19 protein-coding genes and 1 pseudogene are annotated in these 26,365 nt (G+C 39.4%); 11 read left to right on the forward strand and 9 right to left on the reverse strand.

What is annotated here, in order from left to right:
* Positions 1-152: 152 nt before the first annotated feature.
* A complete protein-coding gene (locus I4641_RS08355; RefSeq protein ID WP_229640027.1) occupies positions 153-716 on the forward strand; it encodes a DUF3727 domain-containing protein in 564 nt (187 codons plus the stop codon).
* A gap of 63 nt (positions 717-779) precedes the next feature.
* Entirely contained in the window at positions 780-2,516 is a 1,737-nt protein-coding gene (locus tag I4641_RS08360; RefSeq protein ID WP_229640028.1) for a diflavin flavoprotein, read from the forward strand.
* Here the strand turns inward: I4641_RS08360 and I4641_RS08365 are convergent.
* The 3 genes from I4641_RS08365 to nagA all read right to left on the reverse strand — a co-directional run bounded on the left by I4641_RS08365 (position 2,510) and on the right by nagA (position 5,733).
* Positions 2,510-3,436, reverse strand: a complete 927-nt coding sequence (locus I4641_RS08365) for a putative bifunctional lysylphosphatidylglycerol flippase/synthetase (protein ID WP_229640029.1) — start codon at positions 3,434-3,436, stop codon at positions 2,510-2,512. The genes I4641_RS08360 and I4641_RS08365 overlap by 7 nt on opposite strands.
* A 79-nt stretch (positions 3,437-3,515) precedes the next feature.
* Positions 3,516-4,223 carry a globin family protein gene (locus I4641_RS08370; RefSeq protein ID WP_229640030.1) on the reverse strand — a complete coding sequence of 236 codons (708 nt, stop codon included), beginning with the start codon at positions 4,221-4,223 and terminating at the stop codon, positions 3,516-3,518.
* 367 nt (positions 4,224-4,590) lie between these two features.
* Entirely contained in the window at positions 4,591-5,733 is a 1,143-nt protein-coding gene (nagA, locus tag I4641_RS08375; protein WP_229640031.1) for an N-acetylglucosamine-6-phosphate deacetylase, read from the reverse strand.
* A gap of 85 nt (positions 5,734-5,818) precedes the next feature.
* On the opposite strand from nagA, the gene purE reads away from it, so the two are divergent.
* The 4 genes from purE (at position 5,819) to hpnH (ending at position 9,403) form a co-directional block, all read left to right on the forward strand.
* The gene (gene purE, locus I4641_RS08380; protein ID WP_229640032.1) at positions 5,819-6,310 is read left to right on the forward strand and encodes a 5-(carboxyamino)imidazole ribonucleotide mutase; all 492 of its coding nucleotides are present in this window, start codon (positions 5,819-5,821) and stop codon (positions 6,308-6,310) included.
* A 200-nt stretch (positions 6,311-6,510) separates the two neighbouring features.
* Complete coding sequence (gene crtR / locus I4641_RS08385; protein ID WP_229640033.1) at positions 6,511-7,386, forward strand: beta-carotene hydroxylase; 876 nt, start codon at positions 6,511-6,513, stop codon at positions 7,384-7,386.
* A gap of 31 nt (positions 7,387-7,417) precedes the next feature.
* Positions 7,418-8,350, forward strand: a complete 933-nt coding sequence (locus I4641_RS08390; protein ID WP_229640034.1) for an o-succinylbenzoate synthase — start codon at positions 7,418-7,420, stop codon at positions 8,348-8,350.
* A gap of 36 nt (positions 8,351-8,386) precedes the next feature.
* Positions 8,387-9,403: an adenosyl-hopene transferase HpnH gene (hpnH, locus tag I4641_RS08395; RefSeq protein WP_229640035.1), complete on the forward strand. Its 1,017-nt coding sequence runs from the start codon at positions 8,387-8,389 to the stop codon at positions 9,401-9,403.
* Positions 9,404-9,424: 21 nt separating this feature from the next.
* Here hpnH and I4641_RS08400 read toward each other — a convergent pair whose 3' ends face one another.
* The 4 genes and pseudogenes from I4641_RS08400 to I4641_RS08415 form a co-directional block, all read right to left on the reverse strand.
* Positions 9,425-10,657: a response regulator gene (locus tag I4641_RS08400; RefSeq protein ID WP_229640036.1), complete on the reverse strand. Its 1,233-nt coding sequence runs from the start codon at positions 10,655-10,657 to the stop codon at positions 9,425-9,427.
* Between the two features lie 65 nt (positions 10,658-10,722).
* Positions 10,723-12,495, reverse strand: a complete 1,773-nt coding sequence (locus tag I4641_RS08405) for a two-component system response regulator (protein WP_229640037.1) — start codon at positions 12,493-12,495, stop codon at positions 10,723-10,725.
* Between the two features lie 517 nt (positions 12,496-13,012).
* Positions 13,013-13,633: pseudogene (nusB, locus tag I4641_RS08410) on the reverse strand (transcription antitermination factor NusB); the annotation flags it as partial.
* A gap of 71 nt (positions 13,634-13,704) precedes the next feature.
* Positions 13,705-14,442: a DUF502 domain-containing protein gene (locus I4641_RS08415; RefSeq protein ID WP_229640039.1), complete on the reverse strand. Its 738-nt coding sequence runs from the start codon at positions 14,440-14,442 to the stop codon at positions 13,705-13,707.
* 401 nt (positions 14,443-14,843) lie between these two features.
* Here I4641_RS08415 and pgl point away from each other — a divergent pair, with 401 nt between their 5' ends.
* Both pgl and I4641_RS08425 read left to right on the forward strand, forming a co-directional pair.
* The gene (gene pgl / locus I4641_RS08420) at positions 14,844-15,575 is read left to right on the forward strand and encodes a 6-phosphogluconolactonase (protein ID WP_229640040.1); all 732 of its coding nucleotides are present in this window, start codon (positions 14,844-14,846) and stop codon (positions 15,573-15,575) included.
* 88 nt (positions 15,576-15,663) lie between these two features.
* Positions 15,664-16,668: an FHA domain-containing protein gene (locus I4641_RS08425; protein WP_229640041.1), complete on the forward strand. Its 1,005-nt coding sequence runs from the start codon at positions 15,664-15,666 to the stop codon at positions 16,666-16,668.
* A 40-nt stretch (positions 16,669-16,708) separates the two neighbouring features.
* On the opposite strand, the gene I4641_RS08430 is transcribed toward I4641_RS08425, so the two are convergent.
* Complete coding sequence (locus I4641_RS08430) at positions 16,709-17,407, reverse strand: TraB/TrbI/VirB10 family type IV secretion system protein (protein WP_229640042.1); 699 nt, start codon at positions 17,405-17,407, stop codon at positions 16,709-16,711.
* A gap of 136 nt (positions 17,408-17,543) precedes the next feature.
* Between I4641_RS08430 and I4641_RS08435 the strand changes: the two genes are divergently transcribed.
* Complete coding sequence (locus I4641_RS08435) at positions 17,544-19,760, forward strand: lytic transglycosylase domain-containing protein (RefSeq protein ID WP_229640043.1); 2,217 nt, start codon at positions 17,544-17,546, stop codon at positions 19,758-19,760.
* An 84-nt stretch (positions 19,761-19,844) separates the two neighbouring features.
* On the opposite strand, the gene I4641_RS08440 is transcribed toward I4641_RS08435, so the two are convergent.
* On the reverse strand, positions 19,845-23,306 hold the full coding sequence (locus I4641_RS08440) for a S8 family serine peptidase (RefSeq protein ID WP_229640044.1): 3,462 nt from the start codon (positions 23,304-23,306) through the stop codon (positions 19,845-19,847).
* A gap of 278 nt (positions 23,307-23,584) precedes the next feature.
* On the opposite strand from I4641_RS08440, the gene I4641_RS08445 reads away from it, so the two are divergent.
* On the forward strand, positions 23,585-24,793 hold the full coding sequence (locus I4641_RS08445) for an HhoA/HhoB/HtrA family serine endopeptidase (RefSeq protein WP_229640045.1): 1,209 nt from the start codon (positions 23,585-23,587) through the stop codon (positions 24,791-24,793).
* A 42-nt stretch (positions 24,794-24,835) separates the two neighbouring features.
* On the forward strand, positions 24,836-26,362 hold the full coding sequence (locus tag I4641_RS08450) for a helicase C-terminal domain-containing protein (protein ID WP_229640046.1): 1,527 nt from the start codon (positions 24,836-24,838) through the stop codon (positions 26,360-26,362).
* The last annotated feature ends 3 nt before the right edge of the window (positions 26,363-26,365 follow it).

The following is a 26,365-nucleotide window of genomic DNA, read 5'->3' on the forward strand; positions in this document are numbered from 1 at the left end:
ACTAGGTGACTAGGTGACTAGGTGACTGGGTGACGGGGAGATCGATAAACTCCTCGTTCCTCAAAAAATGGTATTCTAAAATCTAAATAAAATTCTTTAAAGTCAAAATATAGCAAGATTGATTAATCAAAAATATTTGATAATTTGAAATTATGCCATCATCTAAATTTAATCCAGATGAACAATATGAAGAGGAAACTCTGACGATTGTTGATGAAAGTGGGCGATCGCTTCCTTGTTATATCGAACAGTCTTTAGAGATCGACAACATGACCTACTTGTTATTAGTACCAGTAGATATTCCTGTAGTCATTATGAGCATCAATAGCGATAGTGAAGATGAAATGGAAGCATCTATGCTAGATGATGAAGAAGCGATCGCCCTGATTTTTGATAATGCTAAAGCAGTCTTAGCAGAGCAAAATCTTTTACTACATCACACTGGATATACTTTAACCGCTATAGGGGAACTTCCTCCTATTGAAGAGGATCAAATATTAACTCTTGATGCGGATGGAATAGATGATGATATTGAAGAGGAAGAATTACAGTCTTTAGCGCATTTTTATCATGCAGGGCAAAAATATGGCATCTATACTCCCCTAACTCCTCTATTATTTTTTGCTCGATACGACGCGCAAAATCGCTTAGAATTGGTATCCCCCGATCAAGACGATTTGATGCCAATTTTAGAAGAGTTATTATCAGAAGATTGATAGAGACTGGACAATTATTCAGTAAACTAAAATTAAGAATAATAAAGATGCTATAAATCAACTATGTCTCCTGTAAACAAAGCCAAGGATGTTCAGGTATTTCCCGTTGCAGCTAATACTCGCGTATTGCGATCGCGTACTTGGGATAGACTCAAGTTTGAAATAGAATATGCCTTGCAAAAAGGAACTACCGCTAATTCTTATTTAATAGAAGGAGATAAAACAGCTTTATTCGATCCGCCTGGGGAATCTTTCACGGACATCTTTCTCGACGCACTCAAAGAAAGAATAGATCCTCAAACTATTGATTATGTTATTTTGGGACACATTAACCCCAATCGAGCAAAAACTCTTCAAGCTCTACTAGAAATTGCACCGAATATCACAATTGTCTGTACTAATCCTGGGGCAATATCTCTGCGTAAAATTTTGGCAGAAACAGAATTAAACATCCAGGTAATTAAAGGAGAAGAAACCCTCGATTTGGGACAGGGACATGTATTAGAATTTACCCCGACAGCAAATCCCCGCTATCCCGATCATCTTTGCACTTACGATCGCAAAACTGCCGTACTTTATACCGATAAACTGTTTGGCTGTCATGTATGTGGCGATCGCGTTTTTGATGAAGGTTGGACGATCGATCTAGAAGATCGTCGCTATTATTTTGATTGTTTGATGGCACCCCATGCGCGCCAAATTATCAATAGTTTAGACAAAATCAAAGATAAACCAGCCCGTATCTATGGTACGGGACACGGTTCTTTAGTTAGATATAGTTTAATCGAATTAACAGCCGATTATCGTAATTGGGCAAAACAACAAAGCGATCGCGATTTGAGCGTAGCTTTAATTTATGCTTCTGCTTATGGTAATACTGCAACTATTGCCCAGGCGATCGCGAGGGGAATCACGAAAGCAGGGGTGGCAGTCGAATCGATTAATGCGGAATCTGCCAAACCCGAAGAAATAGAAAGTGCGATTAAAAAATCTGCGGGCTTCATCATGGGTTCGCCAACCTTGGGAGGACACGCTCCAACCCAGATTCAGGCAGCTTTAGGGATTGTTTTGGCAAATGCAGCCAAAACTCAATTATCGGGGGTATTTGGTTCGTTTGGTTGGAGTGGGGAAGCGGTAGACTTGCTAGAAAATAAATTCCGCAATGCAGGATATAAGATGGGTTTTGAACCAATTCGGGTTAAGTTTACTCCTACCGATGCGGTATTAAAAACCTGCGAAGAAGCAGGAACAGATTTTGCTCAAGAATTGAAAAAAGCCAAACGTAAAAGCAAAAAAGTCAGACAAGCCCAAGGAATTACTTCCAATGTAGATCGCACGGCGCAAGCTGTAGGAAGATTGGTAGGTTCGATGTGTATTGTCACTACCAAAAAAGAAGAAGTATCGGGGGCGATGTTGGCTTCTTGGGTATCTCAAGCAACTTTTAGTCCTCCTGGTTTGACTGTGGCGGTGGCGAAAGAAAGAGCGATCGAATCTTTGTTATATAAAGGCAATAGTTTTGTGTTAAATGTCTTACCCGAAGGCAATCATCTTGGTATGATGAAGCATTTCTTAAAACCTTTTGCCCCTGGTGAAGATCGTTTTGAAGGGATATCAACCGAAGAAGCGGAAAACGGCTGTCCTATTTTGACGGATTCTTTAGCTTATGTAGAATGTCAGGTAGCTAACCGTATGGAGTGTGGCGATCATTGGTTATTATATGCCGTTGCTCAACAAGGTAAGGTATTTGAATCTGATGCAGTTACTGCTATTCATCATCGCAAATCAGGAACTCATTATTGATTTTTTGTTTTTTTAAAGCTGCCTACTGCTGCGATCGCTTCGGCTAAAATACTGATAAGTCGGTATAAAGCAACCGCAGCGATTTCGGCAGGAAATAAGGCATCGTCCAACAAACTGTATGCAGTGACTTCAAATACGCCCAAGCCTCCTGGCGCGCCTGGTACAACTAAACCAAGCAACCAAGCGAAACTAAAAGCACCAATTAACTGGGGTATTTGTGGTGCGGAAATAGGCTGTAATGCTAGGAAAGTGAGTATAAAACCAATTCCCCGCAAGATAACAAATCCAATCTCTCCCAAAAATGGCATCAGGGGATAAGTTTCTAATTTAATCAGTTGGGCTGCGGTAGGATCGGCTTTATTTTTACTCTTACTCAGACGGTGCATCAAAGGGTTAAGAATGCGAGGATGTATGCCGATTAATACCGCAACTAAGCTAAATAATTGCAATGCAACAATTATCGGGTTAAAGTCAGTTTCTAGCACACCCAAACCACTACTAATTAAGCCAATCAAAAGTGCTGCGGATGCCATTAGTAAAGGCTCTAATAATACGCTCAAGGTAGCTGCGCCTTTCGATCCTCCTACCCCAGAAACCGCCGTAATTCTGCCGTAAAAATGCCAGATATTGCCAGGAGAATATTTAGCAATGTTGGTTATTAAATAAACCCGAATACCTTCTTTGACTCCTAAGGGTTGTTTAAACAGTTGCAAAATCCACGTCCACACCCAACCAGACCAAATATGAGCGCAAATGGTAATCATTAATGCTCCGCTTAATATTAACCAACCTTGGTGATCGATGCTAATAGTTGCAACTTCTCCCAAGCGATCTTTAACAGTTTTAATCAGAAAAAATATAACCCCTCCCCAAATAAACCAGCGTATATAAGGTTTGATTCGAGCCAGAATTTGTTTCATCTAGATGTTTGGTATGAATTAGCTTTTGGAATAATTTTATCCCTTGTAGTTCAGTAATTGTGAGTTATTTTTATTCTGCTTATGATTGTGGGAGTTGATTCATTAAGGTAATTGCCATTTCAAAATAGCTAGCTACTTCTGAAGCAAAAGTATTGATATTTTGAGATGAATCTAAAGTAATAGAATAGATGAATTCAATTACCGATGTTTTAATTAAGTCAATCAAGCAACTTTGTTCGACTGGAAGTTCAAACTCGCTTAGGTCGGCTTGGAATTCTGGTGATTTTGAGTTCTTTAGGATAGATTTATCGGCAATTAAAATTGCTTGACAAATACATAATAAAATAATTTCACTGTCTTGTAAAAAACTAGCTTTTATCAAGGAACTTGTGGGGATATTTTGAGTTTCTAGCTGGTTTGGAGCGAATTTTTGACCGAGGGGATAATTTTGGTGATCGGCAAATGTATTCAAGAGAATTATATTAATTTGATTCAAAATAAAACTAACAACTTTCAATCTTTTTTTATCTTCTTTAAAAAGGAATCTGATGGTCAAGGATCTAGATTTAGCAAGTCGAACAATATTAGAGGTTTGATTTTGATAATTCGTGCGATCTCCTGAATTTTTGCGATCGCTGAAACTAAGACATTTTTCTGGAATAGCATTAAATTTCGCCAAATCAAAATTAGGCATTTCTTGATGGCATCTAAGACAAAACCACAAAATCCTAGTTTTACTAAGGTGACGGAGCAAAATATCAGAACAAATGGGACAAAGAGTTTTCATTTCTCTTTGGTCTAGATAAGACCAAGGCGAGGATTTTTACTCTCTCTATAATTAGGATAAATTTCCTATACTTTTATCTATTTAAGGGCAGATTAAAATAATACTTTTCTCCATTACTTTGGATTTATTAATTTTTTATTTGCATGAGATAGACAAATCAAGCTAGGATTTGACACTAATTAATAGCAGCAGAGATTCAGTTATTTAAAAGTTTGATTAAGCATTTTTTTCATCTAACTCTAAACTTAGATTCTTAAATTAATTATTTCATCAGTAAAATCACTGAATACTACTTGTTAATTGACAAAGTAATAAGTAATAACTAATGAGAGTTTTATCCTATATAAAAGTTAAATACTTAACAGTATTAGTTAATCCTCGTCCAAGATAAATTGTGTTTTTTTTCGTTCCAATGCCAGCGCAAAAAACTAGCAGGTTGTCCGATATCAATAGCGGTTAAAGCGATCGCTTTACGAGGAGATTCTGTCGCCATGGCGATCGCTTTTTCTAGATCGCAACCCCACTTAACCAAATTCTCTACCCCGACTAATAAAGGCAAAGTTGTACCTGACAATGTACCGTCAGCTAATCTAGCCGTACCTTCTATCACAGTAATTTCTCGATCGTCCCAAGGATATACTCCATCGGGTAAACCTATAGGAGATAAGGCATCGCTAACTATAAATATTCCCTTGTCGTAATTACTCGCTTTGAGAATAATTTCTAACATAGTAGGGCAGACATGATTGCCATCGGCAATTAAACCACAACGAACATCAGGATTGACAATGGCTTCTCCCAACAATCCTGGTTGGCGATGGTGCAAGCTAGGCATAGCATTAAAAGCATGAGTTACCATTGATGCGCCCTGCTTGAAAGCTTCTTTTGCTTCTTTTGCTGTTGCCAGGGAATGTCCCAAACTAACGGTAATATTTTGCTCTTTTAAATAACTAACTGCTTGACCACTGCCATCTAATTCTGGGGCAAGAGTGATTACTTTCACTATCTCGCTATAGTTTCCTAATACCCTTTTAATATTTTCGATAGTTAAAGGTAATAAATGTTGTGGGGGGTGCGCGCCTCTTTTTTGGTAATTTAAGAATGGCCCTTCTAAATGTACTCCTAAAACTTGGGCTGTTCTTTCTGTCTTCTCTTGAGTTGAAATGAATTGAGCAAGCACAAAAAGCGATCGCTGTATCTTATCGACGGAAGTAGTAACTATTGTGGGCAAAAAGCCATCTACTCCTCTGGCGTAAAGAAAATCGCCAATTTTTTTCAGTTTGGGTAAGTCTGTTAACTCCAAGTCGGGAAAAGCCAAACCCAAACCGCCATTGATTTGTAGATCTATTCCCCCCAAAGAAAGCCAGTCTCCATTCAAGTCAATAGTCGATTTTGCATCTATAACATTCAATTTAGATGAAATTGCTATTATTTTGCCCGATGCGATCGCAACTTGCTGTAAACCTTCATACCCCACAACCTTGGCATTAACGATCGATAAATCTACCATTATGATTACTATATGCTGATAAAATACAGAATCCCGAATATATGAAAATGCTTTGAGTCAAACTAACCCCTTAATTGGAATTATTATGGGCAGCGATTCCGATCTGCCCACTATGGAAAAAGCGATCGCAGTCTGCGAAGATTTTGATGTCCCCCACGAAGTAGCGATTATTTCTGCCCATCGTACCCCAGAAAGAATGGTCGAGTATGCCCGTAATGCTCATCAACAAGGTATTAAAGTAATTATTGCTGGTGCGGGGGGAGCAGCACATTTACCAGGAATGGTAGCTTCCTTGACTCCCTTGCCCGTAATTGGCGTACCCGTCACGACTCGTCAACTAAATGGAGTAGACTCTCTATATTCAATCGTCCAGATGCCTAGAGGAATTCCTGTGGCTACGGTAGCGATTGGTAACGCCCAAAATGCAGGACTATTAGCAGTACAAATCTTAGCTACAAGCGATCGCACTTTACAAAGTAAAGTAGAACAATACAGACAAGATTTATTACAAATGGTACTTGACAAACAAGATCGACTTGATAAATTAGGTTATCAATCTTATATAGCTCAAATGTAGAAAATATTGATTCTTAGGGGTGAATCGTCTAGATCGAGCTATAAACAACTCTAATAGTTAATAACTAAAACCAATTAATTATTAAATTAGAAAATTCTGGCGATCGCGTTACATTTCTTTACCTCAACTTAAAATTAGTGTAAACTAACCGAGGAAACTAGTATATCTATATATCTAAAGTAAGAGGAGCGAACGAAAAGATGCAGTCGGCTCAGACACTGCGAACAGTACCAAGAGAATATTTAAAAGCTCCTGGCGGAATCAATCCCAATGTGTTGATGACGATCGCAGCGATCTTGTTGCTGACGATATCAACCACTGGCTATTTCCTCTGGGATTTTCCTGCTTGGTGTTCTTTTACTGCCAATGTTCTGGCATTACATTTGTCAGGAACTGTTATTCATGACGCTTCCCACAATAGCGCCCACAGCAATCGTATTATAAATTCTATATTGGGACATTGCAGCGCCTTAATGTTAGGCTTTGCTTTTCCTGTTTTTACGCGAGTTCATTTGCAACATCACGCCCACGTTAACGATCCTGAAAACGATCCCGACCATTTTGTCTCGACAGGTGGTCCTTTGTGGCTGATTGCAGCTCGTTTTTTCTATCATGAGTATTTTTTCTTCCAACGACGCTTGTGGCGTAAATATGAGTTGCTAGAATGGTTTCTCAGCAGACTAGTATTAATTTCCATTGTTGTTTTGGGGATTCATTATGACTTTATTGGTTATGTAATGAATTTTTGGTTTGTCCCCGCTATGGTAGTGGGCATGGCATTAGGATTATTTTTTGATTATTTACCCCATCGTCCTTTTAAAGAACGCGATCGCTGGAAAAGCTCTAGAGTGTACCCCAGTCCTATTTTGAATTTGCTTATCTTAGGACAAAACTACCATCTAGTGCATCATCTTTGGCCTTCGATTCCTTGGTATAAATATCAATCAGCTTATTATGAAACCAAGCCTTTATTAGATGCCAAGGGTTGCGAGCAATCATTAGGTCTTTTAGAGAGTAAAAACTTGATTAATTTCTTATATGATATTTTGATAGGCATCCGTTTTCACAAGTCTTAATTAAAACTTTCCAACCTCAGCTTGCTTGAAATTGAAGTTAAAATTAAATTTTGATATTTATCAACGTCGTTTTAAACAACCCTTACGTACCAGTCATGGAATTTGGCAAATACGTGAGGGTATTATTATTAGTCTGAGTAATGGAATCGATTTTGCTCGGGGAGAAATCGCTCCTCTATCTTGGTTTGGCTCAGAAACCATGTCTCAAGCGTTAGAATTTTGTCAGCATTGGGGAGACAATATCAGTACAGAAGATATTGCCAAAATTCCTGATCGCCTTCCTGCCTGTCAATTTGCCTTTGAATCTGCTTGGTTGAATTTAACTCAACCTCAAGTAAATATTGCTTTAGATAATTTAGATTTTTGTTATTTATTACCTGCGGGAGCAACAGCCTTAAATGCTTGGCAAAAAATTTATCAACAACAACACAATACTACCTTTAAATGGAAAATTGGCGTTTATCCTTTAGCCCAAGAGATAGAAATTTTACAACAGTTGGTTGCCACCCTACCAAGCCAAGTTAAATTGAGATTAGATGCTAACGAGGGATTGAATTTAACTCAAGCTCAACAACTCCTTGCAGTAACGGATAATTTAACGGCGATCGAATTTATCGAGCAACCTTTAGCTAGAGACTGTTTGAGGGAAATGATTCGACTCAGCCAAGAATATTCAACCCCTTTAGCTTTAGATGAATCTGTCGCCAGTTTCCTCCAACTACAACAAGCCGATCGGCAAGGATGGCAAGGAATATTTACGATCAAGGCTGCTATTATGGGTTTTCCCAGTCGGCTGATCGAATATTGTCAACAGCATTCACTAGATATAGTTTTTTCTTCTGTTTTGGAAACAGAAATAGGTCGCGATGCTGTGTTAAAGTTTGCTCGACAATTAAACCATCCCCGCGCGTTCGGCTTTGGTGTCGAGGGTTTTATTCGGGGAATAAATGGTACAACTAATTAGAGAGAAAGAATATAGGTGTGTTTGAGGAGATACAACATGGGAATTCAACTTCAACAAGCAGTTACAGTCGGAAAATACTTAGTTACCCAGCGTCTGATGGGACGCAAGCACGTTCCCCTAGTATTGATGCTAGAGCCTCTATTTCGCTGTAATTTGGCTTGTTCTGGCTGTGGTAAAATTCAGCATCCTACAGAGGTATTAAAGCAAAATCTTAGTCCCCAACAGTGTTTTGATGCCGTCGAAGAATGTGGCGCGCCCGTGGTTTCTATTCCTGGGGGAGAGCCGTTGTTACATCCTCAAATTGATGAAATTGTGCGGGGTTTGGTACAGCGCAAAAAGTTTGTTTATCTTTGCACTAACGGGATTTTATTAGAAAAGAGCCTGAATAAGTTTGAGCCTTCCCCTTATTTGACTTTTAGCGTACATTTGGATGGCTTGCAGGAACAACACGATAAATGCGTCGATCGCGAGGGAGTATTTGAAAAAGCGATCGCAGCGATTAAGACGGCAAAACAGCAAGGCTTTCGGGTTACTACCAATACTACTGTCTTTCAAGATGCCAACCCTCAAGAGATACAAGAATTTTTTGACTATCTAGAAACTTTGAATTTAGATGGCATGATGGTTTCTCCTGGTTATAGTTATGACTGGGCTCCCGATAAAGATAATTTTCTCAAGCGGGAACAAACCAAAGCTTTATTTAGAGAAATACTGTCTCCGTGGAAATCTGGCGCAAAAAAATGGAATTTCAACCACAATCCTTTGTTTCTAGAATTTTTGATGGGAGACCAAGATTTTGACTGTACTCCTTGGGGTAGTCCCAGCTATAGTGTCTTGGGCTGGCAAAAACCTTGTTATCTCTTAAATGAAGGACATTTTTCTAGCTATCGAGAATTGATTGATCAGACTCAATGGAGTAACTATGGAAAGAAAAGTGGCAACCCCGAATGTGCTGACTGTATGGTGCATTGCGGCTACGAACCTACCGCAGCTACCGTAGCGATGCAACCCGAAAATATGGGTAAAGCGATCGGTGCTTTGTTTGGAGGTTAATATATTGTGAGAATGGGCGTTTTATCCCGCGTTCATTCTACTTTTATAATCTAGTTCCGCAAAAGTAATGCTAATTTCTGTACCATTATTATTGTTCATTTCTATTTTTCCCTCTAGTTGTTCTACTAAAGTAACCACGAGTTCTAATCCTAATGATTCGCTATGGTAAAAGTCTTTATCATCGGGGAAACCAATGCCATCATCTTTAAACCATAAATTATAGTTTCCAGGCTTATCTTGGCAAAATTTTAAAATGATATTTCCTTGCTTTTTTTCAGGAAAAGCGTGTTCTACAGCATTAGAAATAAGTTCGTTGATAATTAATCCACAGGGATGAGCGGTTTCAATGTTTAGATAAGCCTGTTGAATATCCGCTTTAAAATTAATTTCTTGAGTCAGGTAAGAGTTAGTAATATGCTCGATTAAAGCAGTTAAATATTGCTGAAAATCAATTTCACATAATCCAGTACTATAATGAAGCTGTTCGTGAATCAATGCCATGGTCGTAATACGATTTTGGCTATCCGATAGAACTTTAATTATTTCTGGATTATCTATATAATCTCCTTGAGATTCTAAAAGACTAGAAACAATAAACAAATTATTTTTAACTCGATGATGAATTTCTTTTAACAGCAAATTTTTCTCTTTCAAAGATTTTTTTACTTCTTTTTCTGCTTTTTTGCGCTCTAAAATTTCGGCCTGTAAGCGTAATGCCATTAGTTTGCGATTTTCAATTTCAGCTTTAAGAGATTGATTGACATCCGCCAAACGTTCATTAATATCTAACAACGAAATTTCTGCTTCATATCTCTGCTCAACTTCATTTTGCAAAACATGGTTACGATATTTTAAAGTTTTGCTCAAATCAAATACCTGTAAATGAGATTTTACTCTAGCTAACAGTTCTGGTTTATGAAAAGGCTTGGTAATATAATCATTAGCACCCAACTCAAAAGCTTTCACTTTTTTTTCTGTGTCTGTCACACTAGTCATAAATATAATTGGAATATCCTGGGTTTTAGGATTTTTTTTGAGTATTTTACAAGCTTCAAAACCATCAAGATTAGGCATTATCGCATCTAGCAAAATCAGATGAGGAAGTTCAACGTCAGTTATTTTAATAGCATCTATTCCATCTACTGCTGTGATAGTTCTAAAATTAGCTTTAGATAAAATTTTACATAGTAAATCTAAATTGAGATTATTATCATCTACTACTAAAATTCTGGCTGACTTGTTCGTTAGCGACATGATTTTTTCCTGATAAATTTTTTTTCGACCGAAGCAAAACTACATTCATACCAAAAAATTAGCCATCATTTAATTCTCGCCCTTGATGAATTAGCAATTTTATGGACTAAACTTTTGATTTGTGATGCTTCAAGGGGACGACTATACAAAAATCCTTGAACTAAATCGCATTTATGTGTTTGCAGAAATTTTAATTCTGCTTCTGTTTCCACTCCTTCAGCTACAACTTTCAAATTCAATTGATGTGCCATCCTAATAATATTTTGAGTAATTACAGCATTAATCTCGTTATTATGAATGTTATGAATAAAACAAGCATCTATTTTCAATAAATCAAAAGGAAACTGTTGTAGATAACCTAGAGAAGCATATCCAGTCCCAAAATCATCTAATGCTATTTGGATTCCCAGTTTTTTGATCAGATGTAGTCTTTGAATATTAGCTTTGATATTATCTACTAATATTGTTTCAGTTAATTCCAACTCTAAAGATTGAGGATTTAAAGAGGTATTAAATAAAACTTGAGTTATTTGGTGAAACAGATCTGTTTGCTTAAACTGAAATCCAGATAAATTAATGCCGATTTTAAGAAAATCCAATCCTTCATCGTGCCAGATTTGAGCTTGTTGACAAGCTTCTTGTAAAACCCATGCTCCAATTGGTTTCATTAAACCACTTTCTTCGGCGATGGAGATGAATTTTTCGGCAGGAATTCTACCTAATGTGGGATGATTCCAACGCAATAGTGCTTCCGTACCCGCTACTAAATTTGTTTGTAGGTCAATTTTTGGTTGATAATATAATTCTAGTTCTTTTTTTTCTAAAGCATGGTGTAATTGGGCTTCCATAGTCAAGCTTTCTGTTGCTTGCGAACTTTTAATATTAAAAGCAAATGTAAACAACTGACAACGATTTCCACCCTGTTTTTGTGCGTATTGGGTAGCTTTAACGGCTTGTTCTAATAATATTTCGATGTCTTGATGGTCGTTGGGATAAAAAGAAATTCCAATACTGGCAGACAGAAATATTTCATGGTAGTCAATATAAAAAGCTTGCTGGAGAAGATCCAAGATTTCTTGACCGTAGCGACTAGCTTTTATTTGCCTGTCTAAGGGGATCATTACGAAGAAATTATCTTCTTGTAAATGAATAGTAATGCCTTGAAAACTAAGATTGTTAATGTATTGATTTAGTCTTTCTGCTATTTCTTTAATAAAAATATTTTTTTGAGTTGAATCTAGACAATTATTTATTTTACTAAATCTATCTATGTGAATATTGAAAAATGCTACTAATTTTAATTCTTGTTCGTCATCATTAGATAGGGATGAAATTAAATAATCGAAAGAATCCCTTAAAAAAAGTTTATTGGGCAAATTAGTCAAGTTATTGACATAAATATTATCAAAATTGGATGAATATTCTTTAATAGTATCCTGTAAAGATTTTTGAATAACTGATTGTTCTTTATATTTACTCAGACTCATTTTGATTGTAGCCTGTAATTCTCTGTCCCGAAATGGTTTAATTAAATAACCATAGCAACCTGTTTGTGAAGCTCTTTCTAAAGTTTCGTCATTAGCATAGGCTGTTAGAAAAATAATTGGAATATCAGAAATCAATTTGATTTTTGCAGCAGTTTCGATGCCATCAATTTCTCCTTTGATAGCAATGTCCATTAGAATCAAGTCTGGTTGATTAGTATTAATATAATCGATCGCAGCTTGCCCTGAAGAGACTATTTTATCAACATGATAACCACTTTTTTCGAGTTTTTTAGCTGTATTTTTGGCAATTATCAGTTCATCTTCTACTATTAAAATATTAATTTTACTCATAATCTTTTATTAGAAAATATTGTACCCAGTTTCAGATAGCTTATTGCCACTTTAAAAAATAACTCGCAAAAAATACGTGGCACAACTCCACGGTAGCAATTCTTTTGAATAACGTAAATCATTGCTTTTCCTGTCGTATAATTGCAGATCGCAACATAAATCAAGCATAAAATTGCTAAACAATGTCGCTTAAATTACCGAGAAACATAAAAATATTCAAAACGTATTTTAGATTACAGTAAAAACAACTATAACTAACGATTTTAGTAATAAGTTAGCTATAGTTAAAAATCAATATTCAAACTAAAAGATATTAATCTATGTCTGCAAAAGTTTGTTTAAAAATGCGCAAAGATTTTCGCTCTGCTTCTCGCTCTATTTGCGATACTTCCTCTATATCGGGGGTTTTTTCTGTTTGAGATGTTGCGATTTCTTCGGGCAATATATCTTCCGTTTCACTCTTAATCTCTGTTTTCACTTCTTCTTCAATCGTGGTAATTGCTTCTAGTCCCTGTTCTTTAATGCGATCGCTCAATCTCCGTAACACACCATTAATAAACCTAAATCCGTCCTCATCAGAATATCTTTTGGCTAATTCTACCGACTCGTTAATCGCAACTCTTTCTGGAACGTCAAGGTATAATATTTCAGCGACGGCAATCCGTAAAATATCGCGATCGACCTGGGGTAAACGACTGAGTTGCCAAGCCACTAAGACATTCTCAATCGACTGTTCGATTTCAAGATGGCGATCGTTAACCGTTATAATCAATTCCGCAGCATATTCTCTTACTTGCTCTCTACTAGTAAGTTGCAAAAATTCAGGAAATTCTATTGCCATCCCCAAACGATTGACTGCTGTTTGAGATATTTCTAAAGCTTCTTGCAGCATCACTTTAGCACTATCGAGGTCACTGGCTCTAGTTTCACTGTTTAACAGACGCTCTTCGCCCCTTTTAATCTCCGCAGAAGCAGTCTCTAGATTATCTTGGACTTCCATAATCAAAGTACGAATAGCAGCCAAAATCAAACTATCTAAGTCTTCTGGGTTGAGTTGATTTTTTTTGGTTTTGATTTGACTAATACTTAGTAGTGCAAGTTCGCGAGCAATACTACGAGGTTGTTTCCGAAGAGCCATTTTAAAATTAAATGAATAATAGATACTCAAAGATAAATTTCCAGCCAAACCATTATACAGCTTAGTTTTGCCTAACTTTCTGATTCCTTGGGAATTAGTCCAGATGTGTTGGCAGCTAAACCCGCGTCTAAGGGAAGTTTTGAAGAAGATTTTGGCACAGCAACGGGTGGTTTGATGCTAGGATTTTCAGGACTAACAATTCCTCCTGAGATCAGAACTTTAAACGCATCTTCAATGGAAATGTCCACATCGATCGCTTCCGATTGAGGAACAATAGCATACCATCCCGAAGTAGGATTGGGGGTAGTAGGAATAAAAACATTAATCATTTCTTCGGGAAGATGCTTTTGCAAAGAAGGACTAGCTTTTCCCGTCACAAATCCCATCGTCCAAATTCCTTTACGGGGATACTCAATCAAAATAACCCTTCTAAATTTTGTTTTGGAATCTCCTAATAAGGTTTCTAAAATCTGTTTTAAAGTTTTATATACCGAACCTGCCAAAGGAATCGCTTGAAGGAATTGTTCGCCAAAATCGAGCAACCAACGACCGACAATATTACGAGCCATCAAACCTATGGCTAAAATGCTCAACAGAGGTACTGCCAACCCTACTGTAAAATTAAGAATATTGGTTAAAAAAGGATCTAACCCATCAAAAGGATTAATTTGTTTGGGTATACGGGTAAATAAATCAATTGTCCATTTAGCAATAGACACCGATAGCCAGATAGTTGTCGCCAGGGGAATCACCACCAGCAATCCAGCAATTAAGTCGTTCTTTAAATCTTGTTTTAAACGTTGCAGCACAGAGCTATTACTCTCCTTACAACTAAAATTTGTATTATATTAATTTGGTTCTAGTATAAGTTTTAAAGCTTATAAATAATTGTTGCAAGTATTGATATTAGGCTATTTTTATGAGCATAAACAGGATTGCGATCGCAACCTCGACAATTTCTACAACGGGGGGAACCCCGGCAATATGCGGAGCGGTATCCTTTAGGACGAACTGTCTCGCAAATATCGTACTAATAGCATATTCTACCGCGTAATGCGGTGGGTTCTATCAAGAGAAAAAGCTAGTCTCTCCACAAAATAGGTTTCAAAAATAATAAATATACTTAAGTTTGGACGAGCCTCTAACAGGAAGTTTTAAAATTTAGTTGAACCCCGCTCTCATTACCCTGAAAACGGTAATTTAAACCACTATGAACAGAAATATTGAAGTTTTAAGCGATAAACCCGCACTAATTGAGCGATCGCGAGAAATTATTCTGGCTCGCTTACATCAAGCCATAGAATCAAGAGGTAAGTTTACCATTGCTTTGTCTGGAGGAAGCACCCCCAAACCACTCTACGAAGCTTTAGGCAAAGAGTCTCTACCATGGTCAAAAGTACATATTTTTTGGGGTGACGAGCGTTATGTCCCCGCCAGCGATCGAGACAGCAATCAATTGATGGCGCGTCAGGCTTGGCTAGATCGTATAGAAATTCCTGCTGCCAATATTCATCCGATGAGTACTAATGCCGAAAATCCCCTCCAAGATGCCCAACAACAGGAACAAGAACTTCACTCCTTTTTCCAGACTCAGCCAGGAGAATTCCCCGCGTTTGACTTAATCCTATTGGGTATGGGAGATGATGGACACACTGCTTCTTTGTTTCCTCATACCGAGGCTTTAACAGTTTGCGATCGCTTAATTACCGTGGGTAATAAAGACGGTCAACCTAGAATTACTTTTACCGTACCGTTGATTAATCAAGCTCGTTGTGTTTTATTTGTAGTAGCAGGAGCAAATAAGCGTCCTGCTCTTAAAGAAGTATTTGCTCCTGAAGCTGATGAGATGAATTATCCCTCTCGATTAATTCAACCCCAAGGAGAACTTTTGTGGTTATTGGATCGCAGCGCAGCAGCAGAATTATCCCTCGACCGTCAATAATCAATAATAAATAGTATAGTGGGGAAAAAAAACACCTATGTCGGTAGTAGTGTAATAGTTTAGATTTTAGTGAAATTTTAAAATACCTATGATTACTTGCCCCAGTTGCAATCACCAAAATCCAGAAGGATCTTTGCAATGCGAAAATTGTTATACTCCTCTGCCAGCGAGTACTAGCTGCCCCAATTGTGGAACATCAGTACAAACCGATGCGACTTTTTGCGGTCAGTGTGGTTTCAATTTACAAGCAGAAAATCCAGTTGTGGAAACTGCTCCTGAAAAAACTGTCGAAGAGACAGCAATTGGCTCATTGCCTGATCTGCCCCTAGAAGAGTTATCTCCCACCGTTGAAATACCCGAAGTCTCTGTAGCAGAAGTAGAATCAGATATTTTACCCGAAACTACTATGTCTTCTCCCATTACTAGTCCTTGGGATGAAGAAGAAGATTTGACCATCGGACAGCCAAAAGCTGCATCCAATCTTGATAGTACAGAAATTGATTCTTCCCCTGTAGATCTAGAGCTACCTCCAGAATTTATCACATCAAACTCTGATACAAACAATAATATGCCTGTGTCGACAGAATCGACTGACCTAGATTTGAATTTCGATGAAGTTCCAATAGAGGAAAAAGCCGAGATTAAACCAGAAGAGTTAGAAGTTCCAGAAGTCCCCGCAAGCCCCAGTAATAGTAGTTTTAGTTCGACTGCCGACCCCGATCGTGCTGGGATGGGAAATATTAGTGGCATGACCCAATTACAGTTGCAAACAGCAAGTCTGCTGCATCTGCAAAGCAACACTACTATTGAAATTCCTGCTAACTTAAATGTAGTTCATATTGGCAAACCCAACGGTCAAATACCCCCAGATATTGATGTGGCGGGTTTTCCCGACTCAGAGGTAGTATCTAGACTTCATGCTGATATTAGAATCGAAGGAGATATTTATTATATTGAGGATGTGGGTAGTTCTAATGGAACTTATGTCAACCATACTCCTTTACTCAAAGGAAACCGTCATCGGCTGCGGGCTGGCGATCGCATTGCCTTAGGTAAAGGCGATTTGGTAACTTTTATCTTCCAACTGGGTTAGATAACAAAATGTTACGACCAGCTAAAAAATTTGTAAAATTTTAGCGCAAAGCCAAGTTAGTTTGGAGGGTGAGGTGCAGGTCATTGTTCGGATCGATGGAAACCAATTCTGCTTCGTTGCCTCCCAGAAGCAATCCAGCGATCGCACCAGCACCAGCCCCGCCCAAAACTTCTAAAAATTCGATATCACCAAAGATTTCCGACAATACAGTGGCAGCAGCAGCACCAATCGCTGCCCCTTTGATAATTTCTCCTGCATTCGCTCCTTTTTTAATGGTTTCTCTCCGAGTTACCACATCAGAAATAGCATCAATCGATCGAGTCGTGCCGTTAGGAAAGACTAGTTCTTCGGCTAAGAAAAAAGAACCAGATTGATCTTCATTCGGTCTAATTTCGCCGATTATTTCACTACCATAGGGGATGAGAATGTTGCGCCGACTATCTTTGACATCTGCTGCGACATAAAGACTTAGGGGAATAGTTTCTTCTGGAGTAAGGAGAATTTTTTCTTCATCATATTCTACGGGAATGACGAACCCCCGAGGAACGGTATTGGGGAGCAGATCTATAGTGCGTCTGGGTTGTTGGGGAGGATTGTAGATTCTTTCTCGATTGGGTTGACTGGGAAAAAGCTGCGCTTGGGCAGGGGTTATATTAGCAAATGGTGCGATCGCTGCTGTTAAAGCAGTCAAAGTTATGGAGATAGAAGTGGTTACTTTAGAGTATTTTGCGTTAAACATAACTAGACAAAAATTTTTCTCATAGAAATATTAGTTATGACCCATTGACGCAGACATTTCGATCCTAGTTCCAAATCCAACTCATTTATCATTCCTAAAATTCCCTATTTTTTGGTAAGACAGAGCAATATTACTCATGCTAGAATCCCGCGTGCGCCCCAGAAAAACCTTACAAAAAAAACTAAAAGATCGAGCAATAACTTTGTTGGCTAACAACAAAAAGTTAATTTTACTAATGCTGTTAAGTGGCTTTGGTTGTTTGATTTTACAAAGCCGTAATTTATCTGACCAATCGAACAAAAAATTATCATCAGCCCCCGAATCATCTTCTCTGATAGAATTACGCCAAATAACGCCTTCTGCTAGGGCATCTCAGTTGAAAGTTATGGCAGAAGGGAATCCTAGAAGAAATGACAAACAAAGAATACTCGATCGCCATCGCGCCCGTTATTTATTGGGTTCGGATTTGGTGCAACAACAACAAGGCAAGCTGGCTTTAACTTATCTCCAAGGCTTGGGACAAGACTATCCTTTGCTGCGCCCTCAAATTCTCTGGAAAATTGCTCAAGCACATCAACAAAACCAACAAACCAACGCTGCCCAAAGAACCTTAAAGTATTTAATTAAAAGCTATCCCGACTCTTCTCTGACAGCAAATGCACTGTCCCTGCTGGATGAAGATCGAGTCCAAAATGAAGCTCAAATCATTAAAAAGTTCCCCTATCATCCCATCGCTCAAAAAATTGCCCGCCAACGTCTGAGTAAAAATCCCCAACAATTTCAATTACTATTGTTGCTGGCAAAATACAGTCGAGACTCCGATTTAAACCCAATTCGCGATCGCCTGGTATTAAAATATCCAGCTAAACTCACTCCTGAAGACTGGCAAGCTATTGCTGATGGCTATTGGCGAGAAGAAGAACACCGCAAAGCTGCGGATGCTTATACCTATGCCTCTTCTACCCCTCAAAATTTATATCGTGCTGCCAGAGGTTTTCATCGCAATGGTAATTTAGATACTGCCAAACGAGCCTATCAAAGACTATTACAAGAATATCATGACTCTAGAGAAGCAGGTGAAGCTTTAATCTACTTAGCTAACATTTCTAGCGGTGATGAAGCGGTGGTATATCTTGAAAAAGCGATCGCCAAATTTCCCAACAATGCCCCAGAAGCTTATCGTTCTAAAGCGATCGTTCACGAACGTTTTGATAAAAACGTCGCAGCCGATGAAGCCCGCCAGAACTTATTAAATCAATATAATGATTCCTCCGCTGCGGGGGAATATCGTTGGAAAATAGCCCAAAAATTAGCAGCCAGCGGTAGCAAAAAAGATGCTTGGCAGTGGATGCAGCCTTTGGTTAAATCCAACTCCACCCTCGAACAAGGTTTTGCGCCTAAAGCTCTTTATTGGACGGGAAAATGGGCAAAAGAGATTGGTAAATTAGCCGAGGCAGAAACAACGTTCAAAAAAATCATCAAGCAATATCCTCAATCCTACTGGGCATGGCGATCGGCAGTTATGTTAGGTTGGGATGTGGGAGACTTCGATCGATTGCGCTCTCTCTCTCCGCCCTTAAACTTATCCGCCACCTATAGCCCCTTACCAGTAAGATCTTCAGCCCTCCAAGAACTCTATTTATTAGGGCAATATTACGATGCAGGGCTAATGTTGCGATCGCAGCTCGAACGACCCCAACAGCTTTCTGTGAACGAGCAGTTTAGCGAAGGTATACTAAGAATTGGGGTAGGAGAATATAGCGCAGGAATGCAAGAAATTTGGGATTTAACCAAACGAGAAACTCCTCAAGAATTAAAAGAATGGAAAGCCTTGCGCCAAACTACCGCTTATTGGCGGGGTTTATTTCCTTTTCCCTATCAAACAGAAATTCTTGACTTTGCTCGACAAGATGAGATTAATCCTTTGTTAGTTCTTTCTGTCATGCGTAAAGAATCTACCTTTAATCCCGAGATCGATTCGGTGGTTGGTGCAGTTGGCTTGATGCAGATTGTTCCTCCTACAGCTAAATGGGTAGCAGAACAACTAGATTTAGCAGAATATTCCCTCACAAATCCCGAAGATAATATCAAAATTGGGACTTGGTATCTCAAGCACAATCACGATCGCTATGAGGATAATTCTTTATATGCGGTAGCAAGTTATAACGCTGGTACGGGGAATGTTAGTTCTTGGTTAGACAGTTATAATACTAGCGATCCCGATTTGTTTGTCGAGCAAATACCTTTTCCTGAAACTAAGGATTATGTTGAGGGGGTTTTTGGTAATTACTGGAATTATTTGCGGTTATACAATCCTGCTATACGTCAGAAAGTTAATTCTATTAGTCATTAGTTATTAGTTATTAGTCATTGGTGATTGGTCATTTCATCTTTTATCGGACAAGCCAAATAAGTTCGATCTGGATATTTTTTGGGGCTAAATATCCCTAATTGGTTCGACATAAAAAGCAATTCCATCATTACCTTCCAATTGATAGTCGGGAAGATTGGTTAAAATGGCATCTCTTTCCACTGCCGAGGGGGTATAAAAATGGGCGTCGATCGCGGCATTATAAAAACGATATAAGGCAGTTGCCCCTGGGCGATCGCTTTGGTAGCCATAATAAGCTATTCCTTCGTAATTATAATTAGCTAAATTGCCATCGATAGTATCTCGTTCGGCTTCGGACATAGTGTATAGATGCGCCCCCGTGGAGGTATTAAAAAAGCGATATACTGGTCTTGCTCCCGTTAAGGGATCTGCGGTTTCTGATGCAGCAAGATAAGATTCTCCTTCGTAACTATAGTTGGGCAAGTTAGTAATAATTGAATCTCGCTCAAAGTTTGACGCAGTATAGAAGTGAGTCCCTATGTCGGGACGGAAAAAACGATAGACAGTCGAACCCGTAACTAGATCGTTACCGCTACTAATACTGAGATTATAATTGCCTTGGTTTCCTGGTGCAGCACCTTCCCCCGTAACGGGATTGTATTGTTGTCCTTGAGGGCTACTGCCATTAACACCGATATAGTATTGCGTCCCTGCGGTAACGTCCAACTGAATCAGGCTACCCTGATTGAGATCGTTTTCATTATCATTGGCTGCAATTTCGTTACCTTCCCCGTCAAAAACTCTTAAATAAGTATCGGCACTAAATTCTTCGTTAGCAATGGTTTTGATATTTACCGTACTGTCAATATTGGGGATAAAACGATAAATATCAATATCCGTATCGCCAACAATAAAACCACTATCGTTGCCCACGTTACCAAAGACAGTTTCTCCTGAAGTGAGGTTTTGTACTGCACTGCTGCCGATGGTGTTGTCGACTAAATTTCCTGCTTCTTCTAGAGGAATGAGATTTCCGTTAATTGTATAGGTCCCTGTATCTCCTCCCGTACCACTACCCAAGGCGAAGGGATTAAAATTTTGATTGCCAAAACCCGTAACAGCAACATAATAGTCGGTATTGGGGGCAATTTGGTAGCGCAATAAGGAATCAAGACTGTTGTTAGGATCGCTCAAGCCCAAGCGGTTGCCTTCTGCATCGAAAATAAGAGCGACGGTGTTAACAGGATCGTCATTACTGGATGTGACGGATATTTCGAGAATTCCCGAACTACCAGAATTGATTTGATAAAAGTCCACATCGCGATCGCCTACTTCTTGTTCTCCATCCACGCCAATTACCCCAAGGCGATCGCCAATCGGCAGAGCGATCGCTCCATCGGTTTGGGTAATACTACCATCGAGGTCGTTATTAACAAAGGTAGTAATTAATTCGTATTGACCCCCCGCAGTATTTTCAGGACGATTGCTGAGATTATTGGCATTATATTCCTGATTGAAAAAGTCAGATACCCCAACATAATAAACCTTACCCCGTTCGACTCTAGTATTAATAAAACTGTCGGTAGTATGACCATAATTACCCGATTGATAGTTCCCTTCTGGATCGAGGCTGCTGTCTACTAAATCAGTTTGTTCGGGATTTTCTAAGACTATGCCCGAATTATTATCTTGAAGAAATTCGATCGCTCTACCATCTCTGGCGATCGCCAGATTGTCATCGCTGGGAGAAACTATTTCATTGCCGTTTTCATCAAACAATCTGAGATAAGAATTAACAAAATTGTTGGCAAAGGGCGTATCAATATCAATAAACAAAACCCCGTTGTCAGGAGCGACAATTCGAAACAGATCGACATCAGACACGCCTACCTCTTCCCCATAGTCCGTCCCAATCACACCAGGAAAAACTAAGGGTTCGAGTCCGCTACCCAAATTAACTTCGACTGCCCCGCTAATCAAACCATTGGGATCTTGATTCCTCAGACTAAACTGTAGGGTATAATTCCCCGTATCTGCTGCAATGCCACTCCCAGGAATATTAGGATTGTAGCTAATATTTCTAAAACCACTGACTCCAACATAATACGTTCCAGGCTCTAAATTCATATCGAGACGAGAAAACAGATTTCCCGTAGCAATATCGTCATTGTTGCCTATTTCATTGCCATTGACATCAAACAATCTGATATAACTATCAAAGTCAGCAGGATTGTTGAGATCGGATGCGGTTTCTATTCTCACTGTCCCTGGGGAAACTAGCTCGAAGCGATAAATATCAACATCATTAGGGCGAATATTCTGACCGTCTTGTCCGATATTACCCACAATAGGGGAAACTGGAGAACCATCAATGGTTGGGGCGATAAAAGCTCCTGTGATCGTACCGTTAGAGTCTCCAGAGACAATATTATCGGGATTATTCTCAGGAGGAGGAGCAAAATTATCTGCTCCTGTTTTTACTTGGGCGATCGCATTGTAAATGTTGATTCGGACATAAGAACTTCCAGAATTAATAATATTATCATCTTCGTCATCTCCATCGACGATCCGATCCCCCGTATTAAACAAAATCTCTCGCACTTCTTCAGGAGCTAGCAAACGCCCGTTAAATTGCAAAGATGCTTGTTGAAGCAAAGCTACCGAACCCGCGACGTGGGGTGAGGCTTGACTAGTCCCCGCCAAAAGGCCCCTACCTGCCCCTGGAATGGTACTAGTAATTAATGCTCCTGGGGCAAATACAACGTTCGATACATTGAGACGCTGACTAAAACTGGTGATGCGATCTGCCCCCGTGGTGTAATCAATACTGCCACTCTGCCAAGCGATATTGGATTGCGATCCATCTTGCCAAACTGCTCCCACGGCGATCGTACTAGCAATAGCAGGAAAAGCTAAATTTTCTCGATTTGATTCTCCTGAATTGGTAAAATATTCGTTCCCCGCAGCCCCAACTACGGTCACGCCAGCATTTTCTAAACGTCGAATATCGTCTGAGATAATATCTCCCCGCAGTCCCGTTTCTGGAGTAAAAAACCCCAGTCCTAAAGATAAATTAACCGCAGTAATATTGTATTGTTCGCGATGGGCAAAGACCCACTCTAGAGCATCTTCTACTTCTAATAAAGATCCGCCATTACCATCTAATACTCGTAGAGAGATCAAACCCACACCAGGAGCGACACCAATACTCTCATCTGTCGCGCCAATTGTCCCCGCTACATGAGTGCCGTGTCCGTCAGGATCGCTAGGATCGTTATCGTCGTCGAGAAAGTCATAACCAGTCAGATAATTGGGTGCGAGTAAAGGGTGATTGACATCAATCCCCGTATCGATGGCGACTACGCTAAAACCACTGCCATCTATCCCCGCAAAGTTAGGATCGTTACGCAGTCGAGTCAAACCAATGAGGTCGAAAGCGGGGTTGTCTCCTGGGTTTGCTTGTTCTATTTGAATCGCGCGATCGCCAATAACTGCGGTTGTTAATAAATCCTGAGTTAACGATAACGATATAGATGGGCTGACAAACAATGACTTTAACAAACTCATGAAATATAGAAAACAACATCTAGTTCCTAACTTCATACATAACACAAAACGAGTACTAATCGCCGTGAAATGTCAGTGAATTTACTGAGTTTTTTAAGTGCTTTGGGTAAGATGTAGTGGGTTTTTAATCAGTATTCAACAATCAACTACAATTGAAGGAGTTTGAGTTTTCCATCTGCCTGCTAGATATAAAGTTTAACGACTAAAAGAGAAGATCGAATTTTGTTTGTAATAATTACTCATATGGGGTTCAACCTAGCTTAAAGTTAATCAATAATATGAAATTTTTATCTAATAAACTGAGTGTCTATTTAAGCATTTTAACCCTTGGCTGTGGTATGGGCTTTTTAGTCAGTCGCGCCCTCAGACAACCACCAGAGATTAGTCAAGCGCAAGTTTATCCTGCGGTTATTCCTGCCAAGTCCAGTCCGTCTCCCATAGGAGAAGACACTCAGAATATTAACTTTATTGCTACTGCCGTGCAAAAGGTAGGCCCTGCGGTAGTCAGAATTGATGCTTCGCGACAGATTTCTAGCACCTTACCTGAAAATTTAAAACATCCTTTATTGAGACGTTTTTTTGGCGATGATGGAGAAAACTCTTTAGACCCCGCACCAGATAAATTCGAGCGGGGTACGGGATCTGGTTTTATCATTGGCTCGAATGGTCGTCTGATAACCAATGCTCATGTAGTCGATGGAGCGGAAAAAGTCTTAGTAACCCTCAAAGATGGCAAAACCTATGAAGGCAAGGTATTGGGGACAGATTCTTTTACTGATGTGGCAGTAGTTAAAATCGAGGCAAAAGACTTGCCTACTGCGGATTTAGGCGATGGGGAAAGCTTGACTCCTGGAGAATGGGCGATCGCCATTGGCAATCCTTTAGGATTAGATAATACTGTTACCGTAGGTATTATCAGTGCTTTGGGTCGTTCTAGCTCTCAAGTTGGCGTTCCCGATAAACGAGTTCGGTTTATTCAAACTGATGCAGCCATCAACCCAGGAAACTCAGGGGGCCCTTTATTAAACTCTCAAGGACAAGTAATCGGCATTAATACAGCAATTCGGGCTGATGCTCAGGGTTTGGGCTTTGCCATTCCCATTGAAACAGCCCAACGCATAGCGAATCAATTATTTGCCAAAGGGGAAGCAGATCATCCCTATTTAGGGATTCACATGGTTAATATTACCGAACAGACCAGAGAAGAAATTAATCAAAGCGCGGACTTTGATTTTATAATTCCCCAAAATGATGGCGTGTTGGTCGTGCGAGTAATTTCTGACTCGCCTGCTGCCAAAAGTGGCTTAAAACCAGGAGACATTATTAATAAGGTCGGTAATAGTCCCGTTAAAACCTCTCTACAGGTACAAGAGCAAGTAGATCTAAGCGCAATAGGCTCTGGTTTGCAGGTAGAAATTTTGAGAAACGGCAAGCTAAAAACCCTTAAAGTTGTACCGACACCTTTCCCTAAGAACGAATTTAAGTAATAGTGGATACTACTACAGTCTTTGTTTTGAGATAGTTTGAATGTGATTGAAGTAGAAGTCCACTCATCTTTGAGAGATTTTTTGCGGGAACATGGAGATAGAAGTTTTCCCCACCACTTGACCATGGCACGGCTCATTGCCAGAACTTTGCGTTTGGATCGTCCTGCTTTGATGCAGACTGGCAGTAGCGTCAGTAAGTATTGTCTTAGTTATTTGATGCCCATACTTTTGGGAGACTGGTCGGTAATTATTGTTGCTCCCTCCGCAACACAACAGTATTTACTAGTAGAAATAGCTAAATTACAAGAATGGTTGGGTTCGGATAAAAAAGTTCGTAGTGGAAATTGTTGGCAACAAGGCGATCGCTTATTACTGACTACTCCTCAAAATTGGTTGAGCGATCGCTTGGAAAGTCAAGCTAAATTTCCCCCCAACATCCCCACAATTATCGAACGAGCGGATAATTTAGAAGAATGGACGAGAAACTTACTCACAATTAGACTCGACGCTTCAGATTGGGATAATTTAATTCGGGCAAGTCCCGATTATCAAGATTTGATTGCCGATACCAGCATCAAATTAACTCAGTCTATCTTAACTCGTCCTCAAAATCCCTACGGCAATCATACTTTGCTCCAATCGGAATTGGGGCTGATTAGCTATCTCTGCCAGACTTTAGCAGATAAACAACGATTAACGGGTAAATTTCAAGAATTTTGGCACCAAATATCTCAAAAACATACTATATCTTGGATATCTCGCCCACCTACGGGATACAAGCAGAGTGCAATAGTTCCCGAATGGTTTGCGATCGATGTTGCTCCAGGAGAGGTGAGAAATTATCTGCAACCTATTTGGAAAGACCAACCAGTGGTCATTCTAGGTGGTTTTTTAGATATTGAATCGACTGCTGCAACCTATAAACAAAGATTGGGTTTAGATCGGGATATTTTGAGTCTTAAGTTTACTCCCCACCGACAAAACAATCATATTCAACTATATCTGCCAGATCGCCTCCCCCTTCCCAATACTCCAGATTTTCAGTCAGCCTTAATCGAACAAAGTTTGTTATTAGTCAGTCTCAGCAGCAAGATTAAAGAATTAATTGTTTTGATTTCTGATGATGTACCCTTGCAAGGAAAAGTAGGTTCGGCTTTGGCTGCGGAATTTGGTTCGCGGGTTAAAGTTGAAACAGCAAAGGTAAATGACGACGGGATTCTAATTTGCAGTTGGTCTTTTTGGCAACAACACCAAGAAAATTTACCCATTCCTCGATTATTAATTGTGGCGACATTGCCTATACCTTCCTTGGAAAACCCTTTGATAGCTAACCGCGTCGCTTATTATAAAAATCGTCGTAAAGATTGGTTTAGGCTATATCTGTTACCAACAGCCCTCAAAACTTTGGAACAAACAGTAGTGCCATTGCGAGAGTCTCAAAGCATCATTGCTTTATTAGATAATCGCGTCAATTCCCGCAGCTATGGTAAGGCTATTCTCTCTACCCTCGAACCTTTCGCCCGCATCAATTATATCGATCCGACTTGGTTTGGCTATCCTAATTCTTAATTG

This window comes from Waterburya agarophytonicola KI4 (assembly GCF_020640915.1).
In the GTDB taxonomy this organism is placed as follows: domain Bacteria; phylum Cyanobacteriota; class Cyanobacteriia; order Cyanobacteriales; family Xenococcaceae; genus Waterburya; species Waterburya agarophytonicola.